Annotated in this window: 13 protein-coding genes; 3 read left to right on the top strand and 10 right to left on the bottom strand. The window is 35.6% G+C overall.

What is annotated here, in order from left to right; translation table 11 throughout:
• On the bottom strand, positions 1 to 885 hold the full coding sequence (locus ACYQ4O_RS00855; protein WP_460174465.1) for a glycosyltransferase family 2 protein: 885 nt from the start codon (positions 883 to 885) through the stop codon (positions 1 to 3).
• Between the two features lie 35 nt (positions 886 to 920).
• Between ACYQ4O_RS00855 and ACYQ4O_RS00850 the strand changes: the two genes are divergently transcribed.
• Both ACYQ4O_RS00850 and ACYQ4O_RS00845 read left to right on the top strand, forming a co-directional pair.
• Entirely contained in the window at positions 921 to 1,721 is an 801-nt protein-coding gene (locus ACYQ4O_RS00850; RefSeq protein ID WP_281523635.1) for an ABC transporter permease, read from the top strand.
• Positions 1,722 to 1,726: 5 nt separating this feature from the next.
• Entirely contained in the window at positions 1,727 to 2,479 is a 753-nt protein-coding gene (locus ACYQ4O_RS00845) for an ABC transporter ATP-binding protein (RefSeq protein ID WP_281523636.1), read from the top strand.
• Between the two features lie 97 nt (positions 2,480 to 2,576).
• Here the strand turns inward: ACYQ4O_RS00845 and ACYQ4O_RS00840 are convergent, their stop codons facing one another.
• The 8 genes from ACYQ4O_RS00840 to ACYQ4O_RS00805 all read right to left on the bottom strand — a co-directional run bounded on the left by ACYQ4O_RS00840 (position 2,577) and on the right by ACYQ4O_RS00805 (position 13,486).
• Positions 2,577 to 3,377, bottom strand: coding sequence for an acyltransferase (locus tag ACYQ4O_RS00840; protein ID WP_460174450.1), 801 nt, complete (start codon positions 3,375 to 3,377; stop codon positions 2,577 to 2,579).
• Between the two features lie 194 nt (positions 3,378 to 3,571).
• Positions 3,572 to 4,990, bottom strand: a complete 1,419-nt coding sequence (locus ACYQ4O_RS00835) for an LTA synthase family protein (protein WP_460174449.1) — start codon at positions 4,988 to 4,990, stop codon at positions 3,572 to 3,574.
• A 381-nt stretch (positions 4,991 to 5,371) separates the two neighbouring features.
• Entirely contained in the window at positions 5,372 to 6,829 is a 1,458-nt protein-coding gene (locus ACYQ4O_RS00830; RefSeq protein ID WP_460174448.1) for a hypothetical protein, read from the bottom strand.
• A 508-nt stretch (positions 6,830 to 7,337) separates the two neighbouring features.
• Positions 7,338 to 9,467 carry a rhamnan synthesis F family protein gene (locus tag ACYQ4O_RS00825; RefSeq protein WP_460174447.1) on the bottom strand — a complete coding sequence of 710 codons (2,130 nt, stop codon included), beginning with the start codon at positions 9,465 to 9,467 and terminating at the stop codon, positions 7,338 to 7,340.
• A 1-nt stretch (position 9,468) separates the two neighbouring features.
• Positions 9,469 to 10,746 carry an ATP-grasp domain-containing protein gene (locus tag ACYQ4O_RS00820; RefSeq protein ID WP_281523641.1) on the bottom strand — a complete coding sequence of 426 codons (1,278 nt, stop codon included), beginning with the start codon at positions 10,744 to 10,746 and terminating at the stop codon, positions 9,469 to 9,471.
• Entirely contained in the window at positions 10,739 to 11,728 is a 990-nt protein-coding gene (locus ACYQ4O_RS00815) for a hypothetical protein (RefSeq protein ID WP_281523642.1), read from the bottom strand. Before ACYQ4O_RS00815 ends, ACYQ4O_RS00820 begins: the two co-directional genes overlap by 8 nt.
• The gene (locus ACYQ4O_RS00810) at positions 11,715 to 12,413 is read right to left on the bottom strand and encodes a WbqC family protein (protein ID WP_281523643.1); all 699 of its coding nucleotides are present in this window, start codon (positions 12,411 to 12,413) and stop codon (positions 11,715 to 11,717) included. Before ACYQ4O_RS00810 ends, ACYQ4O_RS00815 begins: the two co-directional genes overlap by 14 nt.
• A 2-nt stretch (positions 12,414 to 12,415) precedes the next feature.
• On the bottom strand, positions 12,416 to 13,486 hold the full coding sequence (locus tag ACYQ4O_RS00805) for a DegT/DnrJ/EryC1/StrS family aminotransferase (protein WP_460174446.1): 1,071 nt from the start codon (positions 13,484 to 13,486) through the stop codon (positions 12,416 to 12,418).
• A gap of 210 nt (positions 13,487 to 13,696) precedes the next feature.
• On the opposite strand from ACYQ4O_RS00805, the gene ACYQ4O_RS00800 reads away from it, so the two are divergent.
• Entirely contained in the window at positions 13,697 to 13,828 is a 132-nt protein-coding gene (locus ACYQ4O_RS00800; RefSeq protein WP_460174445.1) for a hypothetical protein, read from the top strand.
• Between the two features lie 502 nt (positions 13,829 to 14,330).
• Here ACYQ4O_RS00800 and ACYQ4O_RS00795 read toward each other — a convergent pair.
• The gene (locus tag ACYQ4O_RS00795; protein WP_281523645.1) at positions 14,331 to 14,585 is read right to left on the bottom strand and encodes a hypothetical protein; all 255 of its coding nucleotides are present in this window, start codon (positions 14,583 to 14,585) and stop codon (positions 14,331 to 14,333) included.
• Between the last annotated feature and the right edge of the window lie 24 nt (positions 14,586 to 14,609).

Genomic DNA, 14,609 nt, shown 5'->3' with positions numbered 1-14,609 from the left:
CTAATGTTTTAATCTTTGGAAAACGCTTTCTAAAAAACTTTTAATACCGATTTGCTTTACGGAAAGAAAAGCTCTCCTGCCTAACGGAACTATGCTAGGCAGTCTTAAGGGCACTATTCTACTGTCATGCCGCCCGTTTTTCTTAAGTTCGTCATACAAGGCTTTTCTAAAGTACGAATACTCTTGCAAATAAGTTTTTAACCCTGCTTTTTTACTGTTTTGACTGTCAGAATGAAGTCTCCAATGAGTTAATTTGTCGGAGCAGTAACTTACTCTGGCATCTTGCGACATTTGAGCCCAGACGAACCAATCAGTCCAACCACGGACCGGAGTCTTCCAATTTACTCTTTGCGCCAAACTTTTTCGAAACATGACGGCAGAGAAAGTCGGGAAAACATTTTCCCACATCATTAAATCGGAAACTTGGAAAGGAGTCTTTTTTCTTTGCCTAAAATTCAATTGAGTCATCACTCGTGGTACATAACCTCGAAACCAGCTGTCTGAGTCAGCATTCATTAATATGGGATTAAGATCATTAACGAGGATGGATACTTCTTGAGAGATTAATTCAATCCTTCTTTCAAGACAATCATGGCGCCAAAGATCATCTGCTTCTAATATACAAATCCACTCACCTTTGCTTTTGTTTATCCCTAGTTGGATAGTTTCCGAAAGCCCTTTATTTTGTCTGTGTTTATGAGAAAATAGCTGTATTCTTTCGTCCCGTTGAGCAACCTCTTCCACAAATTGGTAGACTTCAAGCTTAGAACCGTCATCAACAATTATTATTTCGAAGTCTTTAAATGTTTGGGAAAGGACACTGTCGACAGCATCTTCTAAGTACTCTCGATAATTGTAACTAGGTATAATGACAGAGACTAGCATCGTTTTCAAAGAATTTTAGTAAATATACTATTTTAATGAGTTTAATTTTTTTTGGGAAAGGCCTAAGAGACGTCTCCGCATCCTTAAGCCTTATTAAGTTGCCAGCTTACCTGGCATATTGTGACATCAGACAAAGATATCGGAGATCTTCTTTAGGACCTTTTTGGATTACCATTTCCATGGGAATCACTATCGCCTGCATTGGTGTCATCTTCGGGAATCTATTTAAATCCCCCATGGAAGAATTTTTTCCCTTTTTGACGATCGGTTTGATCTTATGGGGATTCATTTCAACCGTATTGACTGAATCTACTACGGTATTTCCTTCATCTGAAGGAATTATTCGCCAATTACCAATTCCCTTATTCAGTCATATACTTCGCATGATAATAAGGAACCTCAACATCCTCGCCCATAATATGTTTGTTGTCCCAGTTGTGTATATATGCGTAGGAAAAGGAGTAAATTGGGATATTCTTTTTTTTATCCCTGGATTTGTCCTTCTTTTAATCAATTTAGGATGGATGTCATTATTCCTTGCAATTGTTTGTGCAAGATTTAGAGACTTAACGCAGATCATGGCGAGTGTTCTCCAAATCTTCTTCTACGTCACCCCTATTATTTGGATGCCGAACCTGTTGCCTGCTAGAAGTGCAATGATGCTCCTAGAACCAAATCCTTTTTACCAACTTTTAACAATAGTCCGTGATCCTCTTCTTGGCTGTCCTCCTTCAATTTCAAGTTACGTTTACACTTTGACGCTCGCTTTTCTGGGATGGATAATCACAATTGTTTTTTTCAATAAGTATAGGGATCGTATAGCCTATTGGCTTTAACATATATGGCTCACATTCAACTCTCCAATATTTCGATAGACATTCCAGTCTATAACTCTCAAGGTCGCTCCTTAAAAAAGACAATGATGGGTTTCGCGACTGGTGGAAGGATCGGACTAACAGAAAAAGGGAGAACTGTTGTCAGGTCGCTGGATAATATTTCTTTATGTATAAATGGTAATGAAAGAGTAGGGTTAATAGGCCACAATGGAGCCGGGAAAAGCACTCTTCTTAGAGTGCTTAGTGGAGTTTATGCCCCCAGTTGCGGCACCTCGAAAATTGAAGGGAAGGTTGGCTCTCTAATAGATATTTCTTTAGGGATTGATACTGAAGCAACCGGACTTGAAAACATTTATCTAAGAGCAGCATTGCTGGGTATCCCAAAAAAGAAGATTAACGATGAGCTTAGAAACATAATTGAATTTTCCGAGCTTGGTGAATTCATCAGGATGCCTGTTAGAACTTACTCGTCTGGAATGCATTTACGGCTTGCGTTTGCAGTCTCAACAATGATCGAACCTGAAATCTTGATTATGGACGAATGGCTATCTGTTGGGGATAAAAACTTTCAACAAAAAGCTGAGAAACGATTAAGTGAATTAGTTGATCGATCGAATATTTTAATCCTTGCAAGTCATTCTCGAGAGTTAATCGAAAAGTGTTGCTCTCGTGTAATTTGGCTAGAGCATGGGACTGTCAAAATGGACGGCGCCCCCTCAGAAGTATGCGAAGCATATTTTTCTTCGACTCTTCCCTAGTCTCTGGAAGTATGTTTAAAGCGAATTGGATTCCTCTTCCGTCACTAATTCGAAATAGGATGTTTTAAACAGGAAGCTAAGGCTGCAAACTAAACGTTTAATTGACATTGTCCACATATCCCGCACTACCATTTTGTGACCAAGTAATTTCAGTTTTACAAATTCTAGCCGGATTGCCAGATAAAATTACTCCAGAGTTCTGAAGAGGAGAATCATTTTTAGTCCCAAATTGCTTAAGGCTACCTGACGTTACAACGGCACCCCACCCTACGATTGAATCTTGAGGGATATGTACGTTTTTCAAAATAGTTGAGTTAGCCCCCAACCAACAATGTTCTTCTATAACAACATCACGCACCTTGTTTATAATTTTATTTGTTCGTTTGTCTAAAATGGGATGCCCATCAGTGTTATAAATAGTTATCCCAAAAGACAACATGCAACGTGATCCCAACGAAACCTTAGTATTGGAATTGTAGGTGATAATGACACATCCCTCAATAGAGACGTCTGAACCAAGTTCGACTTTCACGTTTCTAACTTTTCCAAAATTAGGATGATTTTGCCCAACACAAATAGTTAAGTATTGAGATACCCAAAGACGATCTGAAAGAACAACTGAACAATCCTCACCGTAGAGGTTAATAGAAATTTTACCAGTTATGCCTGGGAGCAATTTGCCAATTTCTACTAAGTTATTACTTCCCTGGACATTTATATCCAGGAACGCTGAGTCACTCTCAAAATAAATCACCCTATTACCATCCGGAAGTGATTTCTCAACCTTTTCATTTGTTTCTATTTTAGGAGATGTGTATTGAGTAGATTCTTTCTTCTCATAGAATGCATCTTTAACTTTAAACAATATTTTTTTTAAGAAAAAAATCCCTTTAGTCAAATTGAAAGAAATGACCGAACAGGGGGGGGGGTAGATTATTAAAAAAACGGAACATAATGACCTTTTAGTTCTTTGATAAAAATTTTTCCTAAAAACAATTCTATCTGACCAATAATATCAATTCGTAGAACATTTTACGCAGCGAGGAGATTGAAGAGAAATTGAAACTTTTTTCTCTCCTTGAAATTTAAAAATCATCCCCCCAATTTGTAAAAATCAAAAATTTCTTTTTTTATTGTTTTTTTAAGCTCCGGGTGCATTTCGAAATCTATTTTTTTTATAGTGCCATTATCATTATGAAAAATATCAAAACCAATTGCACTGTAGTTTGCAAATTTACTTTTTTTATGACTAAAGAGAGAATTTCCGAGAAAATGAGTTTCGATGCTTTTTTTAGGTTCAATGAGATCCAAAATTGTTGGAGCCAGTGAAAGAGAATTTAAATAGGAGGCGTCAATTTCCTGTTCAGGAATGTTTTTGCCATAAATAATTAAAGGAATTTGACCAAGAAATATACTTTTATTCAATCGGAAAGTTTTATTAAATTCTTTGGTGGGAAATGTGGAATGATCTGAAGTAACGATAAGTACGGTATTATCGAAAAGAGGACTATTTTCAAATTTTTTAATAAATTCTCCCAACCAATAGTCAGAGTTATAGAACTTATTAAGGTAGGGATTTTTACCGTCTTTATATTTCTTATCGGGGGAATCCATTCCGTGATGTGTTCCCCAAACATAGCTACTAAAGAAAAATTTCAGCTTTTCTCTTTCATAATGTTCGGCTAATTTGAAAATCTCTTCGAAAGTCTCTTTGTCAGTTGCATTTTGATTCTCAGCAAAATCTTCCGATCCATAAGAATGTTTAAACTTCAGGCAATTAAGAAAATTTAAGAGGGCTTCTTCCCTTGAATGAGGAGAAAGAAAAATTGTTGTATACCCAAGGTCGTTCAATATGCTTGGGATTGATTCAACCGTTCGGGAACAAAAATTTTGTCTTGTCTCAGCTGAACTCACCTGCCCTATGCCATTATTTGCTTCAGTGTATCCTTGAGCAAGTTGAAAGCCTGAAATAAGTTGTCCTCTAATTCCTCTAAAAGTGGCGGCAGTATGAGAATAATAATTTTTGAATGCTGTGCCCGAGCTTCGGAGTCTTTCTAAATTAGGTGTCAGTCTAGGGCCAATCACTTCATTACTAAATCCTTCTAAGAAAATTAGGATGATATTTTTACCCTCAATATTAAAGGATTTGTTTGGAGAAGCTACAAAAATTTTCTTAAAGTTTTTACTCAACTGCTCTGCTGATTTGTCAGATGAATTTGATTGGAAGGTTAACTCTTTTGCTACCACAGTTAAAGTCTTAAAAAAATCATGAATAGGAAGAGCGACGATACATACTTCCAAAACTACAAAAGAAAAAAATAATAGGAGCTGTGTCTTGCTTGATTTTAATTTCCCAAAGAAAAAAGAAGATGTAATTAATAAAAACCAGGTAAGTGAGGCAAGAACAATGCTCAAAAGACTTTTAATTCCTAAAGATTGATATGAACCTAAGTTTGTTACTGTAAGAGGGATGATGTAATTGTTTGTAGAAAAAAAGCTAGCAAATTGCAATGTATTAATTATGGCTAGTAATAAACAAATCAAATTTAACGAGTTATTTTTAAAAGAAATTAAAAGAGATATGCAGACAAATTCAACAAGTATACAAAGAGATTTTTCAGAAAAAAGCTCTGTTAACCCACATGTTAGGGAAATAATCGCAATACCCCCCCCCTAAGGTTACTAATAATCTTATAAAATTATGAAGATAACGATTTTGGTTCATCTCTAGTTAAATAAATTGAAAAGAAATTCCCTACAGCAAAAAAGATGTGAGGGAAAATATTTAAACCCAAAGCAATAGCTAAATGCAATTATGGAGGAAAATAACTCCCGATAAGGCTCCTCTCAGAGCTAGAAGGAGTGTAGCACTCTCTTTCTTTAGAAAGTTTTTCAAACGTTTGAATGTACCAGGCCTTTCAATTCTTTTTCTGCTGATTGTATTGCTTCAGAATATATTTTAGAATTTTCTTGCTTCCAAAGCGTAGAGGTTAAATCAGGATCTTGCTCAACCAAAAATGGAATACTTACTAAAAAGTCAGAAAGATTGCTTTCCATATAGCGGTCAATAGTGTTCTTTTGAACATCTAGTTGCGATATATCCCATCTACTTAGAAGATCAAGGGCCTTAGGCGAGTATATTGTGTAGACTAAGCCAACTGCGTGGTTAAGGAGGAGCAGCTCTTCTCCGTCAATTAGAAAATGGCTTTTAAGTTTAAGTGACTTATTAACATCTGATATTAATCCACAATATACTTGCCAGTTGTTGTTGTTCGAAAGATACCTCTCAATTATGTTAAGTCTTACCTGAAAATCTGAAGCAAAAACTACATCGTCTTCACAAATATGAAGAAGTTTGTAAGGCTGATGTTTATAAAGCGAGTACATGAATTTATAACTCATTCCACATCCAACCCATCCTAAGGAATGTCTTAATCCTGGAAAAAAAGAATAGCTTTGGCCTTCTGGTTGCCTTAGAAAGTTCTGCCTTCTCTCTACACTTTCCGGGAGAGATAAACAAATCTTATTATTCTCTACCGGAAAGTTAGAAATGAACTTATCCATAAAACATTGGAAGTCTATGATGTCTTGTGATAGCAAGAAGCGAAAAAGGTAAAACTCAAACCAAGAGAATTGCGAAACCAAAGATTCACTGTTTGTTGAATCCTTGTTTTTTAGACTCTCTTTAATCTTAGTTATTAGATCTCCGATGTCATCCTTCTTTGCAAAAGTAACAACATCTTTAAAAAACAAATCCTCTTTACTTTGCGTATCTTCAGAAACAACAGAAAGCCCTAAACCTAATGCTTCTATTAGTCTAGTAGATTCAAGTTCTGCGTTGGGGTAGTAATGAATGTTAATAACTAATTTGGCGGAATAGAGCTTTTTATGGAGGTCCTCGCCGAAACAATCCGTCACTACCAAAACTGAAAAGTGTTTCTTTAATTCTTCCAGAATTTTTTTTCTTCTTTCATTGAGACAGCCATAAAAAACTAGGTCATATTTACAAGAAACTTGATGGATAGATTTTGAAAAAAGAAAATTAGAAGGAGTAATTGGGAGATAGTACAATCGACTAAATGATATTCCCCTCTCCAAAAGATAATTTAAATTGTTCTCTGCGAATTCAAATACAAATGTTGCGTTCTTTAATAAATCAAAGTATTCTGAATTAAACCAGCTGGATTCTTTTTGCTCCAATTGGAATGCAATAAATTGTGTCGGAAGTTTCTTAAATATTTGAGGGGCAAGAACTATAGGAATAGTATTTTTCGAGATAGAAGCAAACTCTTCCTCATTTGAAGTCACTTCACAAGCTAAGCCTACCTTATAAAGTGAATCTTTAAGCATTAGAGCGAGAGGCATTGAATGTAAAGGAGTGAGAATAGAAAATTTTCTCAACTTGCTATTGAATTCGTTTTCATAAGAGGTGAGATTGTTCTTCAAATAATGAGAGAGAGTATCTCTGATCCCATTCCTTTGGCATTTACGAACAAATTTTACGGCTTTTACCGGGTTCAAAAAAAAAAGTACTAACCCCTCTTAAGGTTTTTTGAATTATTTCGTATTTTCTCATAAATATTAAAAACTAAAAGAGACTGGTTGGTTTAAAAAATCGGTTCCTATACTTCAATTTCCAGTCTCATCATTGTTTAATACATCAATAGGACTATTCAGGTTTAATAATGACTACTCAAAAAATTCAAATTTTTGGCATCGAAAACTAACAAAATATTTAGAAGCGAGAATAAGATCGTGAACCCAATGATTTTAAAATAATTAAATTCTCTTCCCTGACAGTTAGTACCTTTTACCTCATGAAACTTCAGGTAAGTCTAGTTGCCTTGAATGCTGCTTTCTAATAACACTTAAGTTCATTCTCATAACGTTCGAGAAATTCCCCCATGTCTCTTTCTGACCTATCATTATTCGTAAACTTTCTGACTTCTTTTTCCCCAACTTTCACTAACTTACGATAGAGCTCGGTATCATTAGTTAATTTTTTTATCATCGGAACTATTCCTTGTAACATATTTTCATAGTCTTTGAAAACTGTAGAGGGACATTCAAAACTTTGAGGAAAAAATATTCGATTGAATACGCTAAAGGAAATGGTTCCGCTCAAGTATGGCTCAATAAAATAACCATCGTATCCTTCACCAAAAGTTATAACAAAGAAGGCTTCAGCAATTTCCGCTTTATACTTCTCCAAAGTCATGTTCTTAATTTCTTTTAGCTCGAAGTCAGGACACTCCGCTCTGATTCTTCCTATTATTTTTTCTTTAAATGGATGGTGATCGGGAGAGTACAAAATTTTTTTTCTTTTTTCATAAAAAGGAATTGGATGAAATTCTGGCAGAAATGGAGTTAACAAATAAATGTTTGTTCGGTACTCTTTTTCTTTACTCTCAGTACAATACTTTTCGTGAGCCGCTGTAATAGTTAGTCTTCCATTGCAAAGAGTTCTTAATCTTTCTATCCACAGATTTGAGGGCATAAGTACATCAGACTGATTAAGAATATTAATTCTCAGTTCTTTTCTGCTCCATAACCACTCTTCCATCTTTACAGTTAGACTACTTAGAAATATTGGAATGAACACCTCAGGGATATTAAGTTGGACCTTTTGTGGAAAGCAAGTTTCAATGAGTAAATTAAAATCTAGAAAGTCTGTGCCGTAATTAAAATAGTCATTGTTTATTGTTGCGTTTTGGAAAGGTACCCCACATTGAACTACATTTTCGTACCCTTTATTTCTCAAATATGTTGCAAACCTGTTAATGGATAACATGCCCCCGGAAACTGTATTTCTTGAGAAATTGAAAAATATCATTAAATTATCCATATCCTTATATTTAAGAATTTTTTCTTGTTGATCCTTTTTATAGTCTTTTATATGGTTCGGCAAGTAGCTATCTTCCTCTGGCATGGGTAGCAAGACAAATCTAAAATTGTTTTTTGACCCTTTTCTCTTAAACAAATAAGAAAGGCCCCTTTTGGCATAACTAAAACACGGAGGATAAAAAAAACGTAATTTATTAATGACACCTGAGCGCCCTGAATAATCTCTCCACAAGGTTTGTAAAGCATAATGAAATGGCACAGGAAGAAGAAGGTGCAGAGCTTTCTTAGGCTTATCTTTTTGATAAGCCGGTAAAGAAGCTTTTTTTTTCACATTTCGTTCTTCTTTTATATCTTTGACAAGATTTATAAAAGGAAAATCACAATACTTCTCAACCGATGCGGCCAATAATTCTATATTCTTCTCCCCTCCAATATTATCTATAAAAATACGAACTTTCAAAAGAGGAAAGTTCTTCTTGATCAAGTTCAGACTTTCAAGCATATAAGTGCTAGAAAATCTATAGATATTCGGAAGGTAAGTATCTCCTTTGAACCCTTTATAGTGCAAAAGCTGGGTCAAACCATATTCACAGAAGAGGCACACATCGTTCCGATCCGAAAATCTATTGCAATCCATAAAAAAAGATCTTACTGCTGGATCAGTCAAACATCTTTTACGAAATACAAGGAAGTAACTTCCAAGACAAAAAGTGGAAGAAATGATGGAAGAATTCCAGTATTCCTGAAAGTTAAAAACTTGTTTTGTATTATTTTCATCAGTTCCCAGGAGAGCCCAAAAATCTAAATCTTCTTTTCTCTCAAAGTGAGAAAACACCTTAGATAAACTGTTCACACAGAGACAAGAGTCATTTGCAAAAACGACCTCATCATAGTTCTTCAACTCCTCCCATCCAACTATTTTTTGTGCAAGGAGGCTATAGGAGCCGAAATCGTATTTCCCGTGAGATATATTAGCGGCCTTTTTTACAAGCCCCTTTAATTTGTCCAACTCTCCTTTCTCTAATTGTCCGTCACAAAGATAAAAAATCTCGCAATAGTTAGATAATTCTCGTAGATAATTGAAAACATAGCCACTAATCCATTTCGTTGGATTGAAGCCTGCAAATAAACAAGCTCTTCTCAATTTAACTTCTCCAGTCCATTAAAAACTCAATCCCTTCTACATCAAAGACTGGGATCGATAGGCTCTTTCTAACATCTTCTCTTTCATGCCAAGAATTATCAACAAATATGGAGTTACTATTCGAAATCAACTGTGATTTCTTTTGGTTATTTGTTATATGAATTATTTTTGCAAAAATTGAGGGACAAATTGAATACTTCTTTAATGTATCACTTACCGATTCTTCGTGTCTTGTTATCAAAAAAATTTTTTTTCTTTCATTGATACATTGATATAGAAACCACATAGCTTTTAGATTAATTTTACCCCCTACGATTATCGTGTCGTCTAGATCGATATACACATTTTCGAAAGTGATTCCTAATTTATACCTCCTAATTAGTGAGCTGTCCATTGAAACCGAATAATTTTGTGCGCATACACTTACCTTTTTCCCTGTTAAAATATAAACAGTAGCCAGAGGTAGATTAGCCCCCGAAGCTCTTGTTACAGCCATACTTCCAGCACATCGCACTGAAATCTCCAATAACTTCCATCTGTTGTTCGAATCTAATTTAATTTGGAACCACCAAAGCCCCCTGAAAAATAACTTGGCGTTAATTCTTTGAGCGATTTTTGATATTTCTTGAGTCAAAGGGTAAAGGTGCGCTGCAACCGAGATCCCAGCCATAGTTCTATCTCGGGATCTGGGGGAAATAAAAATTAGTTTTCCATCATAATCGGTCAGACAGTCAACAGTTAATTCAATCCCAGGTAAATATTCTGTCATCACAAAATCATTAAGATCTAAAGTAGAAATTTCCTTAGGATTCTTAACGATTCTTGCTCCTTGGGAACCCTGTCCATCCTTTGGTTTTATAAAAAAAATTTTATCATCCGGAGGAAGCTCATAAACGACAGGACAGAAATCTTCCTCTTTGAATACTTCATAAGTTTTACGTTTATCTCTACAAATCGAGGCAGTTTCTAAATCTGATCCTACAACCTTACACGATATCTTATCCTTGTTCTCCGCAAAAAATAAGGCCACAGAATCGTGAGTTGGAAATACTACATCTATCTTTTCTTCTAATAATAATTTATTGAATTCTTCAAGGAAATTGGCTTCAAATATGTTTGGAAGACCGCTAACATAATTATCAAAAACGTAAGGGCCATGTCTATCTACAGACGAAGCACCTATTACTTTTACATTGACGCATCCGGAAAGAGCGTCATGCAGTTCCAAAGAATTAACTTCTCCCGCTGGAAAAATCAATACATTAATTGTCTCACTCATATATTACCTTTAGGATTTTTTCCATTTCTTTTATTGAATAACGAGAATCAATGGGCAGAGGAAAAAGATACTCAGCCAAGTACTTAGAGAGCTCGCTCTTCATACATTCTACTTCTGGGACCATTGGCCAATAACGCGGCACATAAATTCGTTCCTTTAGAAGCTTTTCTCTTAACCCTGGTTTACAGCAAAGAAACGGATAGGCTAAGGGTATTGATACCAGAGAACCAGAACCTCCTATTGCCTCAATCGAAAGGTCGTTGGTATTTTTCAAATATTTGTGAAGATAATTAAAATTGTTACGCCGACTTTCTTTAACAACTTTGTAATCAAAAATCCTCATTAAATTGTTAGCTATCTTGGATATTTTCCCTTCTTCAAGGACCTCTATTCTTTTTTCATTCTCCAAAAATAACTTATAACCTTCCTGATCTTTTCTTTCCGCTTTTAAGAATAAGTGATTAAGATTTTTAATTGAGCTAGTACAGGGCAAAGTTGAATACTTGTCTTCCAGATGAAATGATGAAAGAAGGATTCCGCCGTCAGGTAAAGGAAGGAATTTCCTAGGGCTATAAACAGCAGGTACTCCGTAAGAAGGAGAAAAGAAAGCCTGAGCGTTGTCAATAATAATATTACTGTTGTTTTTTACAAATTTTTCTATGAAACGATCTTTTAAACCAAAGTAATTATTTACAATCATCGGCAATTCAGGTGAAAAATTCAGAGGTTCAAAGTTAGAATTAATCTCGTAACCAACAGGTTCTATGTTTGCTTTTTTTATAGTCTCCCAAACAGCGGGACAAGTGTAATTTGGGACCTGAATTGCTTGCCCTTTTAATGTATTCTTTAGCAAGAACAATAAAGCATTCCTTCCGGAATTAAAAAACAGGCCCTCCTTAAAATTTAAAAAAGATGGGCTCGAGCCAGAAAAGTCGACAAAACCACCAATTCCTTTGTCACTTGATTTTTCAAACAAGCTCATAGTCTTCCAATCTTCTAATTACTTCTTCTTTGGAGTTAAACATCAATATATCTAAGATTGATAAATTAGGAACAAAGCTATTCTTAAACTGCTTATAGCTATGCTGATTTCCTTTCAAAAAAAACAATTCCAATCCTTGATCTTTAAATTTTTCTTTTTCATACAAAGTTCTCCCTCCTATAGCATTAATATACGTACTTGCATTTAGCCTTTTGCAGATATCAATTATTTTCTCCTGACCTGCCAAAGTATCGTCCTTCGTCAAAGAGGAAGACAAGATGATAGGAGTTTGAATATTTAAATAAGAGGAAACATTTCTTATTTGCCTCACCAAAGGATAAACAATGTTTGGTTCAGTAGAAAGGAAAAAATCTTCGACCAGAGGAAAGACATCTTTAAAAAAAGGGGCTTTCTTGTAGGCCATTTGTACCGTTTTTAGAAGTTTAGAAGACGTTTTACAATCGTTTATACGCTCTATTTCATTAATTTTTTTAAATGAAGAAGCCTTAGATAATGGAACTGTAAATATCGAGGGGCTACCATTTACAAGTATTGAATTACGATTTATATAACCGTTTTTTATGTAAGTTACATCGTCATAAACAACAAACAAATCAACAGCTTTTATTAGTTGCCAATAAGGCAAATAGGGGAAGAAATAGGGTTGCATTACTCCGAGTTTCATAATTAGCCTACAATAATTTTAGCTATTTGAATTGCGCTCTTTTCATCTAGGTCTGGGAAAAGAGGCAAACAAGCTATCCTTTTTGAGATGTCCTCCGAATTAGGACATTCAAATTTTTTCTCAAGGTAAGGAAGTTTATTTAAACTTGGAAAGAAGTACCTTCTCGGAAATATGCCCTTTTCGTTGAGCCTTTGAAAAACATTCAAAAGATCCTGCTCGCTATCAAAAAGAACTGGATAATAAGAATAGTTATAATCAAGTCCTGATTGATTCTGAGGTCGGCCCAATCTTCCTCTTAACTTTTCATCATATATCTCCGATAGCTTTTTCCTTTTAGCTATCAATTTAGGCAGTTCCGGAAAAAGCTCTATTCCCATTGCAGCATTGAATTCACTTTGTTTTCCATTGATGCCTAGGGTAAAATGTTCGTCACCATAATGCCCAAATCGTTTGATCAAATCTAGTTTTTCACTTAGCTCATTATTCTGTGTGACTATAGCCCCACCCTCTATTGTATGGAACAATTTCGTCGCATGAAAGGAAAGGGTTGAAACATCCCCGAAAGATGCAAGCGAATTATGCTTATACGAGGAGCCAAACGCATGAGCAGCATCATAAATAACTTTTAGATTATTTTCTTTTGCTATTTTATTGATTTTCTCTATTTCACAAGCATAACCAAAAACATGAACCGGCATAATTGCCTTTGTCTCAGGAGTGATGGCCTCTTGTATTTTTTCCGGGTCTAGGGTGAAGTTATTTATTTCAATATCTACAAAAACTGGTTTACACCTTTGCCATAAAATTGCCGAGGTAGTTGCAACATAAGAAAACGGAGTGGTGATAACTTCTCCACCTCGTATCCCAAGTCCTTCAAGTGCCAATTGCAATGCGATTGTCCCATTAGTTACGTAGTGAAAATGGTCTACACCTAAATAATTCTTGATTTTGCCCTCAAGTTCTAGTACTTCTGGCCCTTGATTAGTTAAAACTTCTCTCTCAAATATTTTTCGAACCCTCAGTAAGAAAGAATCAATATTTGGCAAAGCAGGCTTCGTTACATAGATAGCCACAACAAGCTCCTTCAAATGGAAATTCGTACATTCTATACCAATCCACTATTGCTTCTTGACTTGCCCACAGCGTACGCGAAGAATAATTTATATCTCAGATAAAACGCTGGACACCGCCAATACTTTCGACGGCGATTCCCCGCTTTCTGCACTTAGTTTGCAGGTCTGAAATACACACGAATTTTAAAGGATAACTGCGTTTTTCCCAGTATGACAAAAAGCGGGGATCCAAAAGAGAGCCCCGTTGCTGAGCGAGTAAATGGCATCATAAAAAAGGAAATTATTGGGGAACAAAATCTTGGAAGTTTCCCAGAAGCCTTAAAAAAGTGGCAGATGCAGTGAATTTTTATAGCCGAGAAAAACCACATCTAAATTGCGGAATGCTAACTCCAGACGAGGTTACCCATTGTCCGTCTCTGCTTCACAAGAAACGGGAAAGTGCTCGTGAAGATTCCTTGAAGAGCTTAGTCTCCACGGATGTGTAATCGGCCTTCGTCGGATTTCGGCTTTACGCTACGCTTCAAGCCGAAACCCGGCGAAGCTCAACTTAAGACTAAGAAAAGTTGACATAGAATTCAAAGAGAGGTAAACCCAAAGTCAACCTTAAGCAGTAATAGGCAAGCTAAGTCAACAAAAAACTGTTTTTACACTAAAGGAGAGTCAACCAATTTCAGGAAGGGACTCAAACTCTAGGTTCATTAGGTTCAATCATTAAAAGTATCCTCCAAATTTTCTGGTGTTATCCGAAATATCCTATTTTTAGCTAAGTAAACAAAAGCCTTTCTTAGTTTTCGAGGATATAAAACAGTCCGTAAGAAGGCCCGGATTATAAATTACAGTTCATTTAGAAATCAGAAATTTGACCGCTCAAGCCGTTATTGGAGGAAAAACAAATTTCAGGATGATCCTTGCCAGCCAAGGAACAAGATTGAGTCTTACTATCTAAATTGCCAAACACCGCTAGCGAGTGATTTACCCTAGGACTTTTCTCTTCCCTGTTGAGTATTTTAGATTCTCTAACCATCTTACGGTTAAACATTTTGCCGGAATTCGTTTTGCAATATTTCCCTTCCTCTTCTCCAACCTCTGAAAAATCCATTGTCAACCCGTTTGAAAAGCAAAA

Source organism: Turicimonas sp. TL08 (assembly GCF_054660695.1).
This window is presented reverse-complemented; position numbering and strand designations above follow the sequence as displayed.